Source organism: Enterococcus lemanii, assembly GCF_016909125.1.
Lineage (GTDB): Bacteria > Bacillota > Bacilli > Lactobacillales > Enterococcaceae > Enterococcus_I > Enterococcus_I lemanii.
This window is the reverse complement of the sequence record NZ_JAFBFD010000005.1, coordinates 39383-58928: the sequence shown is the minus strand read 5'-3', so window position 1 is coordinate 58928 and position 19546 is coordinate 39383. Positions and strand designations below refer to the sequence as shown.

Annotated in this window: 24 protein-coding genes; 18 read left to right on the top strand and 6 right to left on the bottom strand. The window is 36.3% G+C overall.

Translation table 11 applies throughout. The features are described 5' to 3' along the window. The first annotated feature begins 5 nt into the window (after positions 1-5). Positions 6-749, top strand: a complete 744-nt coding sequence (locus JOD14_RS02525; protein ID WP_204653123.1) for an ABC transporter ATP-binding protein — start codon at positions 6-8, stop codon at positions 747-749. A 79-nt stretch (positions 750-828) separates the two neighbouring features. On the opposite strand, the gene JOD14_RS02520 is transcribed toward JOD14_RS02525, so the two are convergent. Further along, entirely contained in the window at positions 829-978 is a 150-nt protein-coding gene (locus JOD14_RS02520; protein ID WP_204653122.1) for a hypothetical protein, read from the bottom strand. 364 nt (positions 979-1342) lie between these two features. On the opposite strand from JOD14_RS02520, the gene JOD14_RS02515 reads away from it, so the two are divergent. The 4 genes from JOD14_RS02515 to JOD14_RS02500 are packed head-to-tail and all read left to right on the top strand — an operon-like array spanning position 1343 to position 4586. Beyond that, the gene (locus JOD14_RS02515) at positions 1343-2359 is read left to right on the top strand and encodes a lipoate--protein ligase (protein ID WP_204653121.1); all 1017 of its coding nucleotides are present in this window, start codon (positions 1343-1345) and stop codon (positions 2357-2359) included. An 11-nt stretch (positions 2360-2370) separates the two neighbouring features. Beyond that, positions 2371-3093: an ATP-binding cassette domain-containing protein gene (locus tag JOD14_RS02510; protein ID WP_204653120.1), complete on the top strand. Its 723-nt coding sequence runs from the start codon at positions 2371-2373 to the stop codon at positions 3091-3093. Then, positions 3090-3764, top strand: coding sequence for a metal ABC transporter permease EmtB (emtB, locus tag JOD14_RS02505; protein WP_204653119.1), 675 nt, complete (start codon positions 3090-3092; stop codon positions 3762-3764). The genes JOD14_RS02510 and emtB overlap by 4 nt, the downstream gene beginning before the upstream one ends. A gap of 9 nt (positions 3765-3773) precedes the next feature. Continuing rightward, the gene (locus JOD14_RS02500) at positions 3774-4586 is read left to right on the top strand and encodes a MetQ/NlpA family ABC transporter substrate-binding protein (RefSeq protein WP_204653118.1); all 813 of its coding nucleotides are present in this window, start codon (positions 3774-3776) and stop codon (positions 4584-4586) included. 66 nt (positions 4587-4652) lie between these two features. Here the strand turns inward: JOD14_RS02500 and JOD14_RS02495 are convergent, their stop codons facing one another. Continuing rightward, complete coding sequence (locus JOD14_RS02495; RefSeq protein ID WP_204653117.1) at positions 4653-5363, bottom strand: pseudouridine synthase; 711 nt, start codon at positions 5361-5363, stop codon at positions 4653-4655. A gap of 188 nt (positions 5364-5551) precedes the next feature. Between JOD14_RS02495 and JOD14_RS02490 the strand changes: the two genes are divergently transcribed. Together JOD14_RS02490 and rpmG are read left to right on the top strand one after the other, a co-directional pair. Further along, positions 5552-6661, top strand: a complete 1110-nt coding sequence (locus tag JOD14_RS02490; protein WP_204653116.1) for a baeRF6 domain-containing protein — start codon at positions 5552-5554, stop codon at positions 6659-6661. 486 nt (positions 6662-7147) lie between these two features. Next, entirely contained in the window at positions 7148-7297 is a 150-nt protein-coding gene (rpmG, locus tag JOD14_RS02485) for a 50S ribosomal protein L33 (protein WP_161903421.1), read from the top strand. A gap of 97 nt (positions 7298-7394) precedes the next feature. Here rpmG and JOD14_RS02480 read toward each other — a convergent pair whose 3' ends face one another. Genes JOD14_RS02480 through JOD14_RS02470 form a run of 3 tightly spaced genes read right to left on the bottom strand, consistent with a single transcriptional unit; the run spans position 7395 to position 8379 of the window. Continuing rightward, positions 7395-7724, bottom strand: coding sequence for a tyrosine-type recombinase/integrase (locus tag JOD14_RS02480; protein WP_239576049.1), 330 nt, complete (start codon positions 7722-7724; stop codon positions 7395-7397). Between the two features lie 32 nt (positions 7725-7756). Beyond that, positions 7757-8143, bottom strand: a complete 387-nt coding sequence (locus tag JOD14_RS02475; RefSeq protein ID WP_204653115.1) for a type II toxin-antitoxin system HicB family antitoxin — start codon at positions 8141-8143, stop codon at positions 7757-7759. 50 nt (positions 8144-8193) lie between these two features. Then, a complete protein-coding gene (locus JOD14_RS02470) occupies positions 8194-8379 on the bottom strand; it encodes a type II toxin-antitoxin system HicA family toxin (RefSeq protein ID WP_204653114.1) in 186 nt (61 codons plus the stop codon). Between the two features lie 375 nt (positions 8380-8754). On the opposite strand from JOD14_RS02470, the gene JOD14_RS02465 reads away from it, so the two are divergent. The 5 genes from JOD14_RS02465 (at position 8755) to JOD14_RS02445 (ending at position 11745) form a co-directional block, all read left to right on the top strand. Then, entirely contained in the window at positions 8755-9321 is a 567-nt protein-coding gene (locus JOD14_RS02465; protein ID WP_204653113.1) for a 5-formyltetrahydrofolate cyclo-ligase, read from the top strand. Further along, positions 9314-10003 (top strand): rhomboid family intramembrane serine protease, encoded by a 690-nt coding sequence (locus tag JOD14_RS02460; RefSeq protein WP_204653112.1) that lies wholly within the window; start codon positions 9314-9316, stop codon positions 10001-10003. The genes JOD14_RS02465 and JOD14_RS02460 overlap by 8 nt, the downstream gene beginning before the upstream one ends. Positions 10004-10156: 153 nt before the next feature. After that, complete coding sequence (locus tag JOD14_RS02455) at positions 10157-10363, top strand: YqgQ family protein (protein ID WP_204653111.1); 207 nt, start codon at positions 10157-10159, stop codon at positions 10361-10363. A gap of 2 nt (positions 10364-10365) precedes the next feature. Next, the gene (locus JOD14_RS02450; RefSeq protein WP_204653110.1) at positions 10366-11334 is read left to right on the top strand and encodes an ROK family glucokinase; all 969 of its coding nucleotides are present in this window, start codon (positions 10366-10368) and stop codon (positions 11332-11334) included. A 15-nt stretch (positions 11335-11349) separates the two neighbouring features. Further along, positions 11350-11745, top strand: coding sequence for a rhodanese-like domain-containing protein (locus tag JOD14_RS02445; RefSeq protein WP_204653109.1), 396 nt, complete (start codon positions 11350-11352; stop codon positions 11743-11745). A 55-nt stretch (positions 11746-11800) separates the two neighbouring features. Here JOD14_RS02445 and JOD14_RS02440 read toward each other — a convergent pair whose 3' ends face one another. After that, complete coding sequence (locus JOD14_RS02440; RefSeq protein WP_204653108.1) at positions 11801-11968, bottom strand: DUF3042 family protein; 168 nt, start codon at positions 11966-11968, stop codon at positions 11801-11803. A 158-nt stretch (positions 11969-12126) separates the two neighbouring features. Between JOD14_RS02440 and JOD14_RS02435 the strand changes: the two genes are divergently transcribed. The 6 genes from JOD14_RS02435 to JOD14_RS02410 all read left to right on the top strand — a co-directional run bounded on the left by JOD14_RS02435 (position 12127) and on the right by JOD14_RS02410 (position 19546). Next, positions 12127-13290 (top strand): galactokinase, encoded by a 1164-nt coding sequence (locus tag JOD14_RS02435; RefSeq protein ID WP_204653107.1) that lies wholly within the window; start codon positions 12127-12129, stop codon positions 13288-13290. A gap of 22 nt (positions 13291-13312) precedes the next feature. Beyond that, complete coding sequence (gene galE, locus JOD14_RS02430; protein WP_204653106.1) at positions 13313-14302, top strand: UDP-glucose 4-epimerase GalE; 990 nt, start codon at positions 13313-13315, stop codon at positions 14300-14302. A gap of 11 nt (positions 14303-14313) precedes the next feature. Beyond that, the gene (gene galT, locus JOD14_RS02425) at positions 14314-15798 is read left to right on the top strand and encodes a UDP-glucose--hexose-1-phosphate uridylyltransferase (protein WP_204653105.1); all 1485 of its coding nucleotides are present in this window, start codon (positions 14314-14316) and stop codon (positions 15796-15798) included. Between the two features lie 18 nt (positions 15799-15816). Beyond that, complete coding sequence (locus tag JOD14_RS02420) at positions 15817-16806, top strand: LacI family DNA-binding transcriptional regulator (protein WP_204653104.1); 990 nt, start codon at positions 15817-15819, stop codon at positions 16804-16806. Positions 16807-16997: 191 nt separating this feature from the next. After that, positions 16998-17855, top strand: coding sequence for a DUF8171 family membrane protein (locus JOD14_RS02415; protein ID WP_204653103.1), 858 nt, complete (start codon positions 16998-17000; stop codon positions 17853-17855). Then, a complete protein-coding gene (locus JOD14_RS02410) occupies positions 17855-19546 on the top strand; it encodes an ABC transporter ATP-binding protein (RefSeq protein ID WP_204653102.1) in 1692 nt (563 codons plus the stop codon). Before JOD14_RS02415 ends, JOD14_RS02410 begins: the two co-directional genes overlap by 1 nt.

The window sequence follows — 19546 nt, the reverse complement described above, 5'->3', positions numbered from 1 at the left end:
ATAAGATGGCAAAATTAGAAGTCAAGCATCTATCGAAAAGCTTTGCGGAAAAACCTGTTTTAGAAGGATTAAACTTTTATGTCAATGATCAAGAAATTGTCAGCATTGTCGGTCCAAGCGGAGTAGGCAAATCGACCTTGTTTCATTTAATTGCAGGACTGCTTGCGCCAACTGCTGGGGACATTTTGTTAGATGGACAATCCATTGTGAATCAGACTGGAAAAGTTTCTTATATGTTGCAAAAAGATTTATTATTTGCTTATAAAACCATTGAAGAAAATGTGGCGTTACCTTTAATTTTACAAGGGATAAAGCAAAAAGAAGCGTTGGAAAAAGCGCGAAGATTGTTAGAGGAATTTGGCTTAGCATCCGTTGCAAAAGCTTATCCACAAGCTCTTTCTGGTGGTATGCGACAAAGAGTGGCTTTACTACGCACCTATTTGTTTTCAGCTAATTTTATTTTGTTAGATGAGCCCTTTAGTGCTTTAGATCCATTTACAAAATCTGAAATCCACGACTGGTATTTAAAAATTCAAAAACAATTGCAACTGACGACGCTGTTTATCACTCATGATATTGATGAGGCTATTAAGTTGTCTGATCGAATTTATATTTTAAAAGGTCATCAATCCCATCAGTTGATTGAAGTCGTGATTGATCCTCATTTAAAGTTATGCGATGAGTACGAATTGTCTGAAGCGTTTTTAGCGTATAAACGAAAAATTATCCATGAGTTGAAAGCAAAATAAAAAAATAAGCCTCTACTGTTTAAATTCAGTAGAGGCTTTCAGTACTCGCATAAGTTGATCATGTGAGGGGTGACACTCCTTATAAGTTTTTTGTTAAACTTTGTACTGCTTCTTCAATGGTTTGACCGGTTGCGAAGTGATTCTCATCTTTTTTATCAAAAACGATAAATAAGTTTAGCTCTGTGTTCAACGTTACACGGTATTCCAATTGGTTGTTATAAAAAGTCATATTCATTCTCCTCTCTTGTTTTGACGAAAGGCAACGATAACGTTCATAACGAAATTCCATAAATAAGTTTACCATATTTTTTTTGAAAAAGTCAAACGAGTTACTGAAATTTTATAAGATTACTTGAGAGTTTAATGAATGAAACGCGATGAAATCAACGTTTTAAAGTGGCTAAATGATTAAGAAAAAATTAAACAAAGGTATTTTGAGAATAAAATGAGAGTACGTGCGTTTGTTTCACTAAATTGTAATAATTGAAGTGAAAATTAAAGCAATTCATTCTATTTGTATTTTTTTTGAAACAGATTTATAATCAAAAAAGTACAGTTTTTCAAGCTGTAACTTTTTAAATAGGGGGATTTAAATGCGCTATTTTGTTTCAGATAAGCTAGATATTCGTTGGAACTTAGCAGCCGAAGAATATCTTTTAAATAAAAAAGATATAACAGAACCATTAATTCTGTTGTATCGGCAAAAGCCATGTGTTATCATTGGCCGGAATCAAAATGTATATGAAGAAGTCGATTTAGCCTATTTAAGGGCGAATGATATTACCTTAACCCGACGAATTTCAGGTGGTGGAGCTGTTTACGAAGATTTAGGGAATTTTTGTTTTAGCTTTGTTACTGATAAGCAACAAACGGTTTTTGGTGATTACGAAGGAGTTACTGAACCAATGTTGGCCGCGTTGCATAAAATGGGGGCAAAGGCCGCAACGATTGGCGGTAGAAATGATCTTTATATTGAAGGAAAGAAATTTTCCGGTAATGCGATGTATACCAAGCAAGGTCGGACCTATTCTCATGGCACATTAATGGTTGATGTCGATTTAAGTGTTTTAGAAAAAGTTCTAACCGTACCACAAGAAAAAATTGAATCGAAAGCGTCAAAATCAGTTCGGAAAAGTGTGACAAATCTCAAACCTTATTTAGATAAAAATTACCAAGATATGACAATGGAAGCCTTAATGGAAGCGACCCTTTGTCAATTATATGAAGTAAAAAATCGGGCAGAAATTGCTCATTTAGAAGTCATTTTAAGTCCTAGCGATGAAGCAGCCATTCAAAAAATCTATGACTCACGCTATGCAAATGATGATTGGATTTATAAAGAGACGCCCAATTTTGAATGGAAGAAACGACGTCGCATTCCTGGTGTGGGGTTGTTAAGTTTTGATTTTTCAATCGATGAAGGTAAAATTTCGGCGATTAAGATTACCGGCGATTTTTTTGGAATGAAAGAAATTCAAGAATTCGAACACTTCTTAGTCGGGTTACCATTTATAGAAGATGCATTAGCTGAGCAAATCGAAAATTTTCCGATTGAAGACTACTGCTTGAATTTATCTCATGCGGATTTTCTTTCTGTATTCTTTCACTAGGGGGCGGTCAAATGTATCGTTTCGAACAAGTCTCGCAACTTTATGATGAGAAATTGGCTTTAGTTGATCTTTCTTTTTCAGTATCATCCAATGAATTTGTCGGTATCGTCGGTAAAAGTGGTTCTGGAAAATCAACTCTTTTGCGCTTATTGAATTTACTAGAAGCGCCAACTCGCGGCAAGCTCTATTTAGAAAATCGGGAAGTGGCTACTTTATCAGCAAGAGAAAAACAACAAATGAAAGAAAAAATTGGAATGGTCTTTCAACAATTTAATTTGTTACATAATTTGACCGTAGCAGAAAATATTGCCTTACCGTTAAAATTAAGTGGTCAAAAAGAAACAAGTGTCGTTACCTCTTTACTGACATTCGTTGGATTAGAACAAAAAGCGCATGCTTATCCTAGCCAATTGTCAGGTGGCGAAAAACAAAGAGTGGCTTTAGCTCGTGCATTGGTACGAAAACCAGAGCTGTTATTGTGTGATGAAGTGACAAGTGCCTTAGATGAAGAGTACGCCGATGAAGTCTTACGTTTGTTACAAAAAATTCATACCGAAATGGACGTCACGATCTTTTTTGTTAGTCATGATTTAGCAGCAGTCAAAAAAACTTGTAGCCGTATCTTAGTGATGGAAGAAGGTCGGTTACTCGGTGAATTATCACACCAACCTGAAAAATTAGTCAAAGAGTCAGAAAGCTACTTTGAGAAAGTAAAAAGGAGGTTGGGCCAATGACTTTATTTGAACAAATTCAATATTATTGGCCAGAGTTGCTGTTATCTTTGAAACAAACAGGCATCATGATGGGCATTTCGCTTAGTTTTGGTTTTTTTCTAGGTTTATTTTTAGGTATCTATTTATTTTTAAGTCATCCACAAGCAAATGATGGCAAACAAACCTTGAATTATTGGCTGGCCAATGCTTTTGTGAGTATCGTTCGTTCGTTTCCATTTTTGTTATTTGTAATTGTTTTAATTCCTGTTGTTCGTTTTGTAATTGGTCGCGCTTTTGGTCCGGTACCAGCAGCATTTCCTTTAAGTTTTGTTGCGGTCGCGATATTTGCGCGTTTAGTCGAACAAGTTTTACTTGATTTACCAAAAGAAATAACCGTTTTAGCGCAATCATTAGGAGCGTCAACTTGGCAATACATTTGGCATTTCTTATTGGTTGAAGCGCGTAGTGGGCTAGTGTTAGCCTTTACGACAACGATTGTCAGTATGGTTTCTTATTCTACTGTAATGGGGATTGTTGGTGGTGGTGGAATTGGTGATTTTGCAATTCGGTATGGCTACCAAAGTTACCAATATGGGATTATGTATACAGCCGTACTAATTATGATTGTGATTGTTTTTATTATTCAAATGTTAGGGAACCAACTCGCTTATCAAATTGATCATAGAAAGTAGGAAAAAAGAATGAAAAAATGGATTTTAGGTATGATTGGAATTAGTTTTATTGGATTATTAGCAGCTTGTGGTACGAGTGGCCAAGAGAGTGCTTCAGATAAAGTGATTAAAGTAGCTAGTCAAGCCCCACCAATGACAGATGTGGTGAAAAAAGCAGCCGAAGTGGCTAAAAAAGATGGCTGGGACATTCAATTAGTGCAAGTCAACGATAACGTAGCTTACAACGATATGGTCGCAAACAAAGAAGCAGATGCAAGTTTTGCTCAACATAAACCTTTTATGGAAAAATTTAATAGTGAAAAAGACGCAAACTTAGTCGCACTGCAACCTATTTATGATGCAAAAGTAGGTTTTTACTCAAAAGATTACCAATCAATTGATGAAATTCCAGAAGGCAGTAAAGTGGCACTTCCAAGTGATTTGTCGAATGAAGGCCGTGCGCTGGCGATTTTAAATGAAGTGGGTTTAATTGAATTAACAGAAGGGGTAGGGACAAACGCAACGACAAAAGATATTGTTAGTAACCCTAAGAATTTAGAATGGTTGCCTGTTGACTTATTAAACTTGGCTGAAGCATATAGTGAACCAGGGGTGGCTCTTGTTTATAACTACCCAACTTATATTTCAAAAATTGGTTTAAAACCAGCAGATGCAATCTTCTTAGAAAAAGAAATTGACGATCGTTTTTCTATTCAGTTGGTTGCCAGAGAAGACAATCAAGATTCAGAAAAAATCCAAGCTTTAAAAAAGGCGATGACAAGCCCAGAAGTTCTAGCGTTTTTAGAAAATGAACATTCTGCAACACTCGTTCCTTCATTTTAAAGGAATCGAAAAAAATCCCATGGGCTGGTTTTGCCGCCATGGGATTTTTTTGATTAGAAGCGATTGTTACCATTCACGTGGTTCGTAATCTAACTCGTTAAATAACTCACTTTTTTCTTTTTTTGATAAATAACGCCATTGTCCGACTGGTAAATTGTTACCTAGTTGAATATTCATAATTCGAATTCGTTGCAAACGAACAACGTTGTATCCGAGTTCTTCACACATACGTCGAATTTGGCGATTTAGTCCTTGGGTTAAGATAATATTGAATTCGTATTTTGATAACTGGGTCACTTCACAAGGGAGTGTGGTTTGGCCAAGGATTTTGACACCTTTCGCCATTTTTGCTAAAAAGTCAGGCGTAATTGGACGATCAACGGAAACAATGTATTCTTTTTCGTGGCGATTTTCAGAACGCAAAATTTCATTGACAATATCGCCATCATTTGTGAGTAAAATGAGCCCTTCAGAATCTTTATCTAGTCGACCGATATGGAAAACACGAAAAGGATGATTGACTAAATCGACAATATTACCTTTGACGCCTTTTTCGGTTGTACTGGTAATTCCTACTGGTTTGTTTAACGCAATATAGACATTATTTCGAGCGACATAAAGCTGATTGCCATCCACTCGTACATCATCACCAGGATTGACTTGGCTCCCGATTTTCGCTTTTTTTCCATTAATCGTTACGCGGCCTTCTTCGACCAGTTTGTCGGCCCCGCGTCTCGAAGCTTTGCCGGCTTCACTAATAAATTTATTTACACGCATTTTTATTATCCTCTTTTAGTTTTTTTCAATTCTTACTATACGTGATAATCAAAGGAAAGCAAGTCTTTTTCATTGAGAATGCTACAATTTATATGAAAAAACCATTTGTGTAACCGTTTTATTTTGCTAGTTTCACTTTATCTGCTAAACTAGAGTTGTATTAAAAACATTGTAGGAGGAGATTATTTATGGCAAAAATTGGTAGAGAATTACTCAATCGACTCGCATCAGATCAGGTTAAAGGACCCTTTGTTACTGTTATGTTAAATACACATGTTGCACATCAAGAAATCGAAAAAGACATTTTGAAATTCAAAAATTTTATCAAAGAAGCGAAAAAACGCTACACAAAACGTTATCCAGATTTAGATTGGAACCAAATTCAAACAAAAGCAGACGCCATTTTAAACAGCGCAGACTTTTGGCGTAATACGACAAAAAGTATTGCGATTATTTTGACACCAGAAGAAACATTGGTGCACCATCTAAACATTGAAGTTGATGATCAGTACTATGTAGGGGATACACCTTACTTGCTTGCAATTATAAAAAACGCACAATACAATTACGACTATTATTTATTAGCATTAAATCGCGATTCCATGTCATTGTACAAAATGGAGAACAATCGATTAAATACAGTTGAATTACCAGAAGAAGCCCCCACAACATTGAAAAAAGCTTTAGGAGAAGAAATTACTGGAGGCGGCGCGAATTTCCGTTCCTCGGGGAATGCGAGCGGTTCTGGACAACACGGAACAAGTGATAAAGAAGAAGAAGTTGCTATTGACTGGGCGAACTATTATATTGCAATCGGGGACTTTTTACGCAATTTTATTGAAAAAGAAGAAAAATTACCCCTTTATCTTTTTGGTTTACCAGAGAATCAAGCGATGTTCAAAAAGTATGCCAAAAATATTGTTTCAACTGAAGGTGTCGGCGTTCCTTTATCTCCAACTTCTTTAAGCGTTGCTGAATTATCTAGAGGAGCAGAAATTATTTCCATTGAATTAGCTCAAAAACAAATTTCAAATTATAAAAAATTAATTGAAGCGAAATATTATGATCAACTAGCTGATATTAAACAAACGGCTAGCCTAGGACGTATTTCACAACTCTTTATTGCCACTTCGAATTTAGTTCCAGGTTTTGGTGAAAACGTCGATGAAGAATACGATTGGCGTCAAGAATTAAATACGATTGCGATTGATGTAATTAACCACGGGGGAGAAGTTTCGTTATTAGATCAAGCAGATGCCCCTGGCCAAAAAGCTTTGATTGCGATTTTAAGATACTAAAATAAGTGAAGCTATATTAGCGATAAAAAAACAGCATACCTCTTCTGAATGAAGTTTGTATGCTGTTTTTTTCGTATAAGCATGAAAGAAGCTTAGAATGAGAAAAAGAAGGTTTGGAAAATAGAAGACAAAAATGTAAGTAGTTTTACTTGACGAATTTAACAAAGCGAAAAATAAAAATGAATGAACTTCAAAATAGGCTTCTAGGTTGAAATCATAGGTTCTTATTTTTAAGAATACCATACAAAGCATTGACAAAACGCCTTTAAGATCATAATGACATTCGTTCAGTAACAATAAAAAAAGATTCTAAACAAAAAAACAACTCAAAATAGATAAACCAATGATTTTAAATAAAAAATAATTCGTCAAGTAAAACTACTTAACGAATTTCAAAAAAAGACTAGCATTTGTTACAGAATCATGCTATTATATTCAAGTCTGAGAAATGTCTTAGAGAATTCTTTTTGTATGGGAGGGAAAATCATGCGCGTAAACATCACTTTAGAATGTACTTCTTGTAAAGAACGTAACTACTTAACAAGCAAAAGTAAACGTAACACTCCAGATCGTTTAGAAAAACAAAAATACTGCCCACGTGAAAGAAAAGTTACTTTACACCGTGAAACTAAATAATTAACGTTTAGTCGAAGCTAGAAGCCTTGTGTGTCAGGGTTTCTAGCTCTTTTTTGTTTTTTAGGAAAGTTTTTGACTACGCTTTTGACTACGTTCGCTAAAAACCAAAGTGTTCAATTAATGTTGAAATTGCCTTCTTTTCTACGCTATCCGTGACGTGCGTATACACATCCATTGTCATAGAAATATCGGAATGTCCCAAGCGATGTTGAATCTCTTTGATGTTTACACCACTCTCGAATAACAAAGTAGCGTGCGTGTGACGGAAGCCGTGCAAACCAATATTAGGCAATTCTGCTTTCTCTGCAATACGTGAAGAACGACCATAAACACTTTGGTGGCTAATAATCTCTCCGTAAGTGCTGCAAAAGACAAGGTTGTATCTGTAAACTATGCGGTGATTAATCGCAACAAAAAGATCGCACAATACTAGTTGAGCAATCTTTTTGTTGAATACAATTAAACGCCTAATTTTTCTTTTAAAGCTTCTGTTAGAGTTTGAGAGAAGTTGATGCCTGCTTTCTTACCTAAATCATTTAGGTAATTAGGAATAGTTAAAGTCTTTTTGATTGGAGTACTGTCGAATTTTCTACGATAAAAATCAAGATCTACTTCAATAGGGATGACTAAATCGCCTTTTTTGGCATTAATATCATTCGGTTCAGTAGGGATGGGAAAAGTATTGCCATCTTCTTCTTCTCCTAAAAGCCATCCAGCTAGTAAGTCTTTTGCCATATAGAGTGCCTCATGCATATTTTCGCCAAAAGTAACAGCACCTTCTAAATCAGGGAACGAAACGTTAATAGCCTCATCTTCAAAATTGAAAACGGCATAATAAAGATACATAGAATCAATCCTTTCTTTTGAGATAGATAGAATGCTTGGAAGCTAGCATATCATTTCAGACTCGCTGTTTTCCAAATGGAGTTAAGTGTTTTGAGAGGTATCTCTTTTTTGCCATGGTCAGCAACGGTCACCTTTCCTTTTTTACTAGGATGTTTGTAATACTTATGACTCCCGCGTTGGGAATCGAGATACCAACCATCTTGATTCAATATTTTAATCACTTGTTTCGCATTCATTCCTGTCTCCTTTCTATGTGTTTATTATAACACGTGCTAAAGTACGTGTGAATAGAGATGCTGAAATATATAGTAAGTAAGAACTACCTTATCGTGATTGCTAATTATTGAAAGGAAGTAAGCAAATTGCATTAACTCAATCGGCGACTTAAAAGTACCGCAATCTATTCAGCCAACCTAGCTTATATCTGGTTTTAAACTCGAATATTTGAAAATTTGTTATCGGTAAAACAAAAACTAGCCATTGTATGAAAATGTATTTTTGGCTATTCATTTTCTAAATACGTTTTTCATCTTTGAACTTTTTGTGAATAAGTGATTTCAGTTTGCTATTCTGTCTGTTTTTCGGTACTATTTTCAGTAGGAGTGTGGATGATGGATAAAAAAGAAAGACGACAGTTTGCTATTCAAAAATTAAAAGAATTGGCACGTCATGAAAAATTAAAAAATAAAAAAGAAAAACAAATCTTAGCATTATTTTTTGCTTCAAAGCAGTGGAAAGAGGCGCAGTCAGTTGCGGTTGTGAAAGCAGTCGATTTTGAGTTTGATACAAGTAAAGTGATGCGACAAGCTTTTTTAGAAGGAAAGAAAGTTTTAGTGCCAAAGTCATTGCCTGAAAGACGTTTAGCCTTTTATGAAGTGGATACGCAGACGGAATATACGACAACGAAATTTGGAGTGGAAGAGCCGCTTTCAAATTTATTTTTACCTAAAGATGAAATTGATTTAATTGTTGTTCCCGGTTTACTTTTTTCTAGTCGGGGGTTTCGCATTGGTTTTGGTGGTGGGTTTTATGACCGCTATTTAGCTGATTATCAAGGGAAAACATGTAGTTTGGTTTTCTCAGAGCAATTATATGATGATTGGGAAGTAGAAGAATTTGATATTCCTGTACAAAAAATTTACACAGATTCTTATAAAGGCGGGGCAGTAAATGAATAAAATAAATTTTAAAAATTTAAAGAATCAACCTTTTATTACTTTAAGCTTTCTTTCTATTCAAACGGCAGTTTTTTTACTGGCGTATGTCTTTCCAAGCTTATTAATTGAGTTTCGTGGTTCGATGTTTGGCCCATCCATTGTTTTTAATCAAGAGTTTTGGCGCTTTGTTACGCCGATGTTTATTCATTTTGGTTTAATGCATTTTGCGGTTAATTCAGTGGTACTTTATTATATGGGACAACAAGTTGAAGCGATTTATGGGCATTGGCGCTTTTTTGCCATTTATTTAATGAGCGGTGTGCTTGGGAATTTACTGAGTTTTGCGTTTAATGATCCGCGCGTACAATCGGCGGGGTCAAGTACGGCTTTATTTGGGATGTTTGGTGCGTTTGCTATTTTGGGTTATCATTTTAAAAATAATTATGCGATTCAAGCGATGGTTCGGCAGTTTGCTTTATTTGTTGCGTTGAGTTTTATTTTTGGGATGTTTGATCGCTCGATTGATCTACTTGGGCATTTAGGTGGTTTAGTCGGCGGAATCTTGATGGGAAATTTAGTTGGGTTTCCACCAAGAGTTGGAAAAACCTATTCGATTCATGTTAAAATTTTGTCTGCATTAATCTTAATTTTTATCGTTGGTTTTTGTTTATTTTATGGGTTTATGAGATATAGAAATTTATAAATCAATGAATAATATGAGAACAGATAAGAAACATTCAATCAATTTATCTTTGGTAAAATGATTTGTTAAGTAGACACCCATAATAAAAAGTTTAAGTCGGATTTTAGGTTTCAAAAAATAACAATTATAGTATAATGTAGGAAGTGTTTTTAAATGGAAAGTTTGTATGACGTACAGCAGCTACTCAAACGTTTCGGAATTATTATTTATCTTGGCAAAAGAATTTATGATATCGAAATGATGTCGCAAGAGGTTAAGCACTTATATGAGGGGCGTTTAATCGATCAACAAACCTATCTTAGAGCATGGACCATTTTAAAAAGAGAACATCAAATTGAGCTTAGTCGGGAGGAAAAGTAACAATGTCAGAAAAAAAGTTAATTGGAATTGATTTAGGTGGGACAACAGTGAAGTTCGCCATTTTAACTAAAGAAGGCGAAATTCAGCAAAAATGGAGTATTGAAACGAATATTTTGGATGAGGGTTCACATATTGTGCCAGATATTATTGCTTCAGTGAATCATCATTTAGAATTATATGGATTAAAAGCAGAAGACTTTATTGGCATTGGCATGGGGACACCTGGAAGTGTTGATCGTGAAAATGGTACTGTAATTGGCGCTTATAATTTAAATTGGAAAACATTGCAACCGGTTCGTGATCAAATTGAAGCCGGAACAGGAATTAAGTTTGCGATGGATAATGATGCGAACGTCGCTGCTTTGGGTGAACGTTGGAAAGGTGCCGGGGAAAATAATCCTGATGTCATCTTTATTACTTTAGGTACTGGTGTTGGTGGCGGAATTATCATGGAAAACTTGTTGCTTCATGGGGTGGCAGGTTGTGCGGGTGAAATTGGCCATATTACGGTTGACCCAAATGGTTTCCCTTGTACTTGTGGTAAAGTTGGTTGTTTAGAAACGGTCTCAAGTGCGACGGGTGTTGTGCGAGTGGCGCGTCACTTAGCCGAAGAGTATGCAGGCGATTCTGAATTAAAGCGTCGTTTAGATGACGGGCAAGATATTTCAAGTAAAGACGTTTTTGAGTTAGCGCAAGAAAACGATGATTTTGCTTTAATGGTTGTCGATAAAGTTTGTTTTTATTTAGGTTTAGCTTGTGGAAATTTAGGCAATACGTTGAATCCATCAAGCATTGTTTTAGGTGGTGGGGTAAGTGCAGCTGGAGAATTTTTACGTAGTCGTGTTGAAAAATACTTCTTCCAATTTACTTTCCCGCAAGTTAACCAAAGCACAAAAATTAAATTAGCAGAACTAGGCAATGATGCAGGCGTAATTGGTGCTTCATCATTAGCTATGCAGTTTTTAGATTAGAGGAGTCGTCATTAAATGGGTAAATTTCTTTTATGGTTAAATTTATTTTTAGCTTCAGTATTGTTATTGATTGGTTTGAACTGGTTGTTTTATTACATCATGGGCAAGCGTTCTGCTAAAGTTCTAACCGAAGAAGAGTTCAAAGAAGGCATGCGTAAAGCTCAAGTTATTGATGTACGCGAAAAGGATGATTTTAATGCGGGCCATATTTTAGGCGCACGCAATATTCCTTTTACAGTTTTTGCACAATCGATGAATGGTTTGCGTAAAGATCAACCGATTTATTTGTATGACCAAACGAAAACATTAAGTGTGCGTGCGGCGTCAAAATTAAAGAAAAATGGTTTTACGGATATCTATGTTTTAAAAGGTGGTTACCAGGATTGGACTGGTAAAACAAAAGCAAAATAAGATGATAAAAAAACCTTTGGAGAATGCGTCATTCTTCAAAGGTTTTTTTGGCTTACTAGCGGGCAAAACTTTTACGATTTGCTTTTTTACGACTTTCTTCAAACATGGCGTCTTTTTCATCCAACGGATCAATCACCGTTTTTTTAATTGTCGCTAATAAACAAACGGTTGTTGCAGTTGTAATTAAAGAACCAACGACGAAACCAGATACGAATTTTTTCATTGTTCTTTCACCTCACTTTAGTTATCTATTCTTATTATGAAGCAATTGTTGCTATTTGAAAAGAGAAAACCACGAAAACGATTAAATAAAAACTATTGAAATATTTTACTAAATGTTTTACAATATATTTACTAACGAAAATAAAAGGAGTGACGGAGATGGAAAAAGACTTAAAACGTATTTTTGTAGAAAAATTTGGTGAGGAAGCAACAGGTGAGTATTTTGCACCAGGAAGAATTAATTTAATTGGAGAACATACAGATTATAATGGGGGCTATGTTTTTCCTGCGAGCATTACAATTGGAACTTATGGCTTAGCTAAAAAACGGGAAGATCAAAAAGTTCGTTTGTATTCTGAAAATTTTCCTGAAAAAGGGATTATTGAATTTGACTTAAGCAATTTAGATTATGATAAAGCACATGACTGGACGAACTATCCTAAAGGCATGGTGCGTTTCTTAAAAGAAGCCGGTTACCCTATTGAGCAAGGATTTGAAGTTGTTTATTATGGCAACATTCCAAATGGAGCAGGTCTTTCTTCGTCGGCTTCGATTGAACTTTTAACAGGTGTTATTCTACGTGATTTATATGACTTAGAGGTTGCAATGTTAGACTTAGTTAAAACAGGTAAAAAAGTTGAAAATGAATTTATTGGGGTAAATTCAGGTATCATGGATCAATTTGCGATTGGAATGGGCCAAAAAGACCATGCCCTACTTTTGGATACGAATACACTTGAATATGAGGTGGTGCCTGCTGAATTTGGGGAGTACGTGGTTGCAATCATGAATACAAATAAACGTCGGGAGTTAGCTGATTCTAAATACAATGAGCGTCGCAGTGAATGTGAAGAAGCACTTCGTCGTTTGCAAAGTGAATTAGCCATTCAAACGCTCGGTCAACTCGATGAAGCAACATTTTTTGCACATACCAATTTAATTGCTGATGAAACTTTAGTGAAACGGGCAAAACATGCGGTAACGGAAAATCAACGAACACTAAAAGCAAAAGAAGCCTTGCAAGCCGGCGATTTAGTCGCATTTGGTCAATTGTTAAACGCTTCTCACGCTTCTTTAAAAGAGGATTATGAAGTAACAGGGATTGAATTAGATACACTTGTCGCAGCCGCTCAAGCTCATCCAAGTGTACTAGGGGCCCGTATGACGGGAGCTGGTTTTGGTGGATGTGCGATTGCACTGGTCAAAGCAAGTGATTGGGAAGATTTTGTCGCAAATGTTTCTAAACAATACTTAGAGAAAATTGGTTATGCGACTGACATTTATCAAGCGAGTATTGATGATGGGGCACGCAAATTAGCTTAAAAACGATCAAAGGAGTGGTTTCATGTCAATTTTAGTACTAGGTGGAGCTGGTTATATTGGTTCACATGCGGTAGACCAGTTAATAACAAAAGGGTATAAAGTAGTTGTCATTGATAATTTATTGACCGGACACCGTCAAGCGGTACATCCACAAGCAACATTTTATGAAGGGGATGTACGGGATAAATCGTTTGTTCAAGAAGTCTTTAAACAAGAAAAAATTGAAGGGGTCATGCACTTTGCTGCGAGCTCTTTAGTTGGTGAATCTGTTGAAAAACCGTTAAAATATTTTAATAATAATGTTTATGGGATGCAAATTTTATTGGAAGTTATGCAAGAATATGACGTGAAACATATCGTTTTTTCTTCGACAGCAGCGACATATGGTGAGCCTAAAGAAAATCCGATTGTCGAAACAACACCAACGAATCCAAAGAATCCTTACGGTGAAAGTAAATTAATGATGGAGAAAATGATGAAGTGGTGTGACGAAGCTTATGGTATGAAGTTTGTGGCTTTGCGTTACTTCAATGTTGCCGGTGCTAAAAGTGATGCCTCAATCGGGGAAGACCACACGCCAGAAACCCATCTTGTTCCAATTATTTTACAAGTTGCTCTAGGGCAAAGAGAGGCGCTCTCAATTTTTGGTGATGACTACGACACACCAGATGGCACTTGTATTCGTGACTATGTGCATGTTGAAGATTTAATTGCGGCTCACATTCTAGCGCTTGAGTATTTAAAAGCTGGAAATAAAAGTGATGTCTTTAATTTAGGGTCAAACAATGGTTATTCAGTGAAAGAAATGCTAGAAGCAGCTCGTGACGTTACAGGCAAAGAAATTCCGGCAATGATAGCACCAAGAAGAGCGGGTGATCCGGGTTCTTTAGTCGCTTCAAGTCAAAAAGCGAAAGAAATTTTAGGGTGGCAACCGGTCTACACGGATGTGAAAAAAATTATTGAAACAGCTTGGAATTGGCATGTCAGCCATCCAAGTGGTTATGCAGATTAGGGGTTGTTAAAATGACAATAAGTCAAGTGATTGTAGACTTTACCACAGCAGCGATTCAAGCTGGTGGTTGGATGGAAATGGACCGTTTATATGTTCAAAATCGTATTTTAGCTATAATTGGTGAAGACTCTTTAGCTGAGGAAGTATCTGTTTTACCTTTAACGACTTTACCAATTAATTTAATGGATCAATTAATTATCAGAGCACAAGAAAACCAAGTGATTGGCGATACGCAAGCCGAAATCGAAATTTTAGAAGCAGAACTGATGGATTTCTTAACGCCTCCTCCTTCTGTTGTGAATGCCTTTTTTGCCCAGCACTATGAAAAAAGCCCGCAACAAGCAACGGATTACTTTTTTGAATTGTGTCAAAGAAATGACTATATCAAAACACGTGCAATTGCTAAAAATATTGTTTTTCCAATTGAAACACAATATGGCGCGTTAGATATTACGATTAATTTATCAAAACCAGAAAAAGATCCGAAAGAAATTGCGGCCCAAAAGAATCTCGCAAGTGTGAATTATCCTAAATGTATGCTTTGTATGGAAAATGAAGGTTATCAAGGGCGCATGAATTATCCTGCGCGGACGAATCATCGGATTATTCGCATGAATTTAGATGGCCAAGCTTGGGGATTTCAATATTCACCTTATGCTTATTACAACGAGCATTGTATTATCTTATCGGAAGAGCATCGTCCGATGAAGATCAATCGAGCGACATTTGAACGCTTAATTAAAATCGTTGAAGTCTTACCACATTATTTTGTGGGTTCTAATGCTGATTTGCCAATTGTTGGTGGCTCGATTTTATCGCATGATCATTATCAAGGGGGGCGCTATGATTTTGCAATGGCCAAAGCTCCAATTGAACATTCTTTTAATATTCCTGGGTTTTCAAGTGTACAAGCAGGGATTGTGAATTGGCCAATGTCGGTCATTCGTTTGCAAAGCATCAATCAAAAAGCATTAGTCGATGCAGCTGAAATGATTTTAGCAAAATGGCAAAACTATTCGGTGCCAGAGCTTTCGATTCAAGCTTATAGTGAAGATGGCACACCGCATCATACGATCACGCCAATTGCTCGTCGTCGTGGCGAGTTGTTTGAAATGGATTTAGTATTGCGTGATAATAATGTCTCAGAAGAACATCCAGATGGCATTTTCCATCCACATCAAGACGTGCAACACATTAAAAAAGAGAACATCGGCTTAATTGAAGTGATGGGCTTAGCTGTCTTGCCTCCTCGCCTAGCAAAAGAATTAGTTGAAGTGGAAAAATATCTTCTAGATGAAACGAATGCGATGGCGAATTATCATTTACCTTGGGCACAAACAATGCAAGAGAAATACGCATTCACCAAAGAAAATGTCAAAAAAATTGTTCAAGAAGAAGTGGGCTTGATTTTTGCACGTGTCTTAGAAGATGCCGGTGTCTTTAAACGCAATCAAGCAGGTCAAGCAGCGTTTCATGCTTTTGTAGCAAGTCTATAAATAAGAAAGGAGAAACGAATGGCTACGATTAAAGATATTGCAAAAAAAGCAGGTGTTTCTCCTGCAACCGTCTCAAGAGTTTTGAATTACGATCCGGAATTGTCCGTTAGTAAAGAAACAGAGCAAAAGGTTTTTGAAATTGCGGAAGCTTTAAATTACACTAAACATAAAAACAAAAAGCGAGAATTGGTTACTTTGCGTTTAGTGCAGTGGTACGATAGCGAAGAAGAACTCGCGGATTTGTATTATTTAGCCATTCGTTTGGGAATTGAAAAAAAAGCGGAAGAGTTAAATGTGCGTGTCATTAAAGAAGCGATGAGTGAGTTATCTGATACTCAAACACAAGGCACAATTGCGTTAGGGAAATTTGATCAAAAACAAGTAAAACGTTTAGAAAATCTAAGTGGTGAATTGTTGTTTGTTGATTTTGACGCGATGTCACTGGGGCATAATTCATTAGTTGTTGATTTTGCGCAAGGTGTTCAACTTGTGATTGATCATTTTATCAAAGAAAGTCACACAGAAATAGGAATACTTTCAGGCTTGGAGTTTACCAAAGAAAGCGGTCACGAAATTACCGATACGCGCTGGCTTGTTTTTCGTGAATCACTTCAACGTTTGAAAATGTATCAGGAAAGTTATCATTTAGCGGCCGATTTCACGATTGAAGCCGGATTTGCTGCAATGGAAAATTATTTGGCAACAACAGAAACTTATCCAAGTGCTTTTTTTGCTTCAAGTGATGCGTTAGCCATTGGAGCGATGCGCGCCATTCAAGCACACGGGTTGAAAATTCCAGAAGACATCTCGATTATTGGGTTTAACGATGTGTCCGTTGCAAAATATGTTTCCCCAGCTTTGTCAACCATTCGGGTTTATACGGAATGGATGGGGGAGTTAGCGGTGACGACGCTACTTGAATTAATGCAAGAAGAAGCACCCGTTTCACGGAAAATTACAGTAGGCACGGAGCTTGTCCTACGTGACTCAACTAAAATTAAAAAATAGCGATAAAAACTGTCTATCCTACGGGAGAGGCAGTTTTTTTAGCGTGATATAGTACGAATGGATCCATTAAAGTTAATAAAATCGAATTCTTAACAACTATCATAAAAATGTTTACGGGTAATTTACTTAAAATACGTGGGACATTAACAATCGTTTTATATGATGAGTTTATTAAAAAGGAGGAATTAAGAATGTTTGAATCAAAAGAAGTTTATCAACTGAGTCAGTCAAAAAAAATGATGGTTTTTGTCTTATCAATGTCTTTGTATGGACTTGCAACACTCTTTACAGAATTGATCCCCTCGATCCATTTAGGCGTAATTGAATTTTCGGTGGAATATTTTGCGTTTATTCCGTTAACTTTAGCGATTTTATTTGATCCATTTTCTGCCGCTATCGGTGCCGCAACAGGGGAGGTTGTTTTTAGCGAAATTATGTTAGGGCAATTTAGTGGACTTAGTGAAGTAGAAAAGTTCATTTTGTTTTCTTTAGGAATTTATGTGGCTGGGATGTTAGTGAAGAATCCTTTAAATAAGCGACAAGTAGCTGTTGCATCGATCACAGGGATTGCTATTCATCAAATTTTAGGGGCAGTCGTTGATATTTTAAAAGTCGTTTTAGCAGTTGAAGATTTTGAGGTAGTTACTGGTCTACCGCAATCAGTTGTTTTTGTTGAGTTATTTAGTGCATTAAATGATATTTTATTTTCAGGTATTTTATTTTGTGTATTACCAACTTTGTATCTAGTGCCGCGTTTATACGGTAAAATTGAACCTTTATTAGGTGTTCGTAAACGTACGCCACAACTACGCCCAACGATAAAAGAAGTGATGACAGGTAAGTTTTTGATTTTGAGTGCTCTTTTGATGGCCATTGCGACCACGATGGAGTTAGCTTCGACGGTCGGTGTTGAGCTCATTAGCTTTGAGGCGTCGTGGGCTGAAAGTATTTTAGCTTATGCGGTAGGAATATTGGTTGCCCTTGCGATTGTCTTATTTTTAGTCGTTAAATTAAAAGAAAATAATAAACTTCGTGAAGAGGAAGCCTGATGATAAAGTTAAAAAATGTTAGTTTTACTTATGCTGATGCCCCCAATAAAGCCTTGAATGATTTGACAGTATCTATCCCGAAAGGTTCTTTTGTAGCAATTGTGGGCGATAACGGTGCTGGAAAGTCAACTTTTTGTAAGTTGTTAAATGGAATCATCCCTCATTTTATTGATGGGGATTTAACAGGAGCGATTTTTTTAGAAGGGGAAGAAATTCGTCAAAAGAGCCCGGCTACCATCGCTAAAAAAATCGGGTATGTCTATCAAGATTTTGAAAATCAAATCATTCGACCAAAAGTCCTAGATGACGCCTCTTATGGATTATTAAATGAAGGCGAAAAAAACTACGAAGCAATGACGTTAGAAGTTCTAGCGACATTAGATTTAGCACACTTGGCAGATGAATATGTTTGGCAATTATCCGGTGGACAAAAGCATTTATTAGCCTTAGCAGGCGTTTTGGTGATGGCACCAGAAATCATTGTTCTAGATGAACCTGTTGCTCAATTAGATCCATTTCATGCCAATAAAATATACGAAAATCTTGCTTATCTAAATCAAAAATTAGGCAAAACAATTTTGGTGATTGAACACAATTCTGAATTTATTGGTCGTTATTGTGACTCTGTTTTATTGATGAAAGAAAAACAAATTTCTTGGTTTTTACCGACGAAAATGGCTTTGCAAAAGGTTGAAGAATTGATAAATGCAGGTGTTTATCCGCCGCAAGTGACCCTACTAGCTCATGAAATGATTAAAAAAGGGCATCAAAAGTCGCGACTATTACCAATTAATCAAACGGAAGCACTTGATTTTATGTCGGGCGTTTCATTGTACTCGAGCAGTCCTTCAAAAGCTCCTTTAGACCAATCCAAACGACGAATGCCTTTTATTGAGTTTAAAAAAATGACAATCACATATCCACGAATTAATGAGCAACCAAAAAAAGTAATCGATCAGTTAGATTTAACGATTCGTCAAGGTGAAAAAATAGCGATTATTGGCAATAATGGTGCTGGAAAATCTAGTTTAATGAAGTTGTGCGTTGGTTTAATCAAACCGACACAAGGACAAATGATACTGGATCAGTTAGATGGTTTACAAATGAAAACAGAAGAAATTGCTGAACGAATTGGCTATGTGTATCAAAATGCAGAAAACATGTTTATTGAAGATTCCATTGAAAAAGACATTGCCTTTTCTTTAAAAGCACGTGGTGTGAAAGATTATAAGAAAAGAACCCAACGCTTATTAGAGCAATTTGATTTGATTGAAATTAGAAATCGCGATGGTCGTTTGCTTAGTGGTGGGCAGATGCGGCGTGCGTCACTTGCAATTGGTATTTCATTGGAACCAACATGTTTATTGTTAGATGAACCAACGGCAAGTTTAGATTTAGCGACTCGAAAAAAAATTACACAAACGTTAAAATCTTTGACAACTGCAATTGAGACGATTGTTATTGCAACCCACGACATGCAGCTAGTTTGTGAATGGGCGGAACGAATTATCGTAATGAACAACGGACAAATTGTTGGGGATGGTACGCGAGAAGAAGTATTTAATAATCCAATACTACTAAAGCAAGCAGGAATTCAAATACCTGAATTAGTTGCTTTAAGTCGAAAATTAGGATCAGATGCGATTTTTTCAATTCCTCAATGGATGGATTGCTTAGAGGAGGTAAAGTGA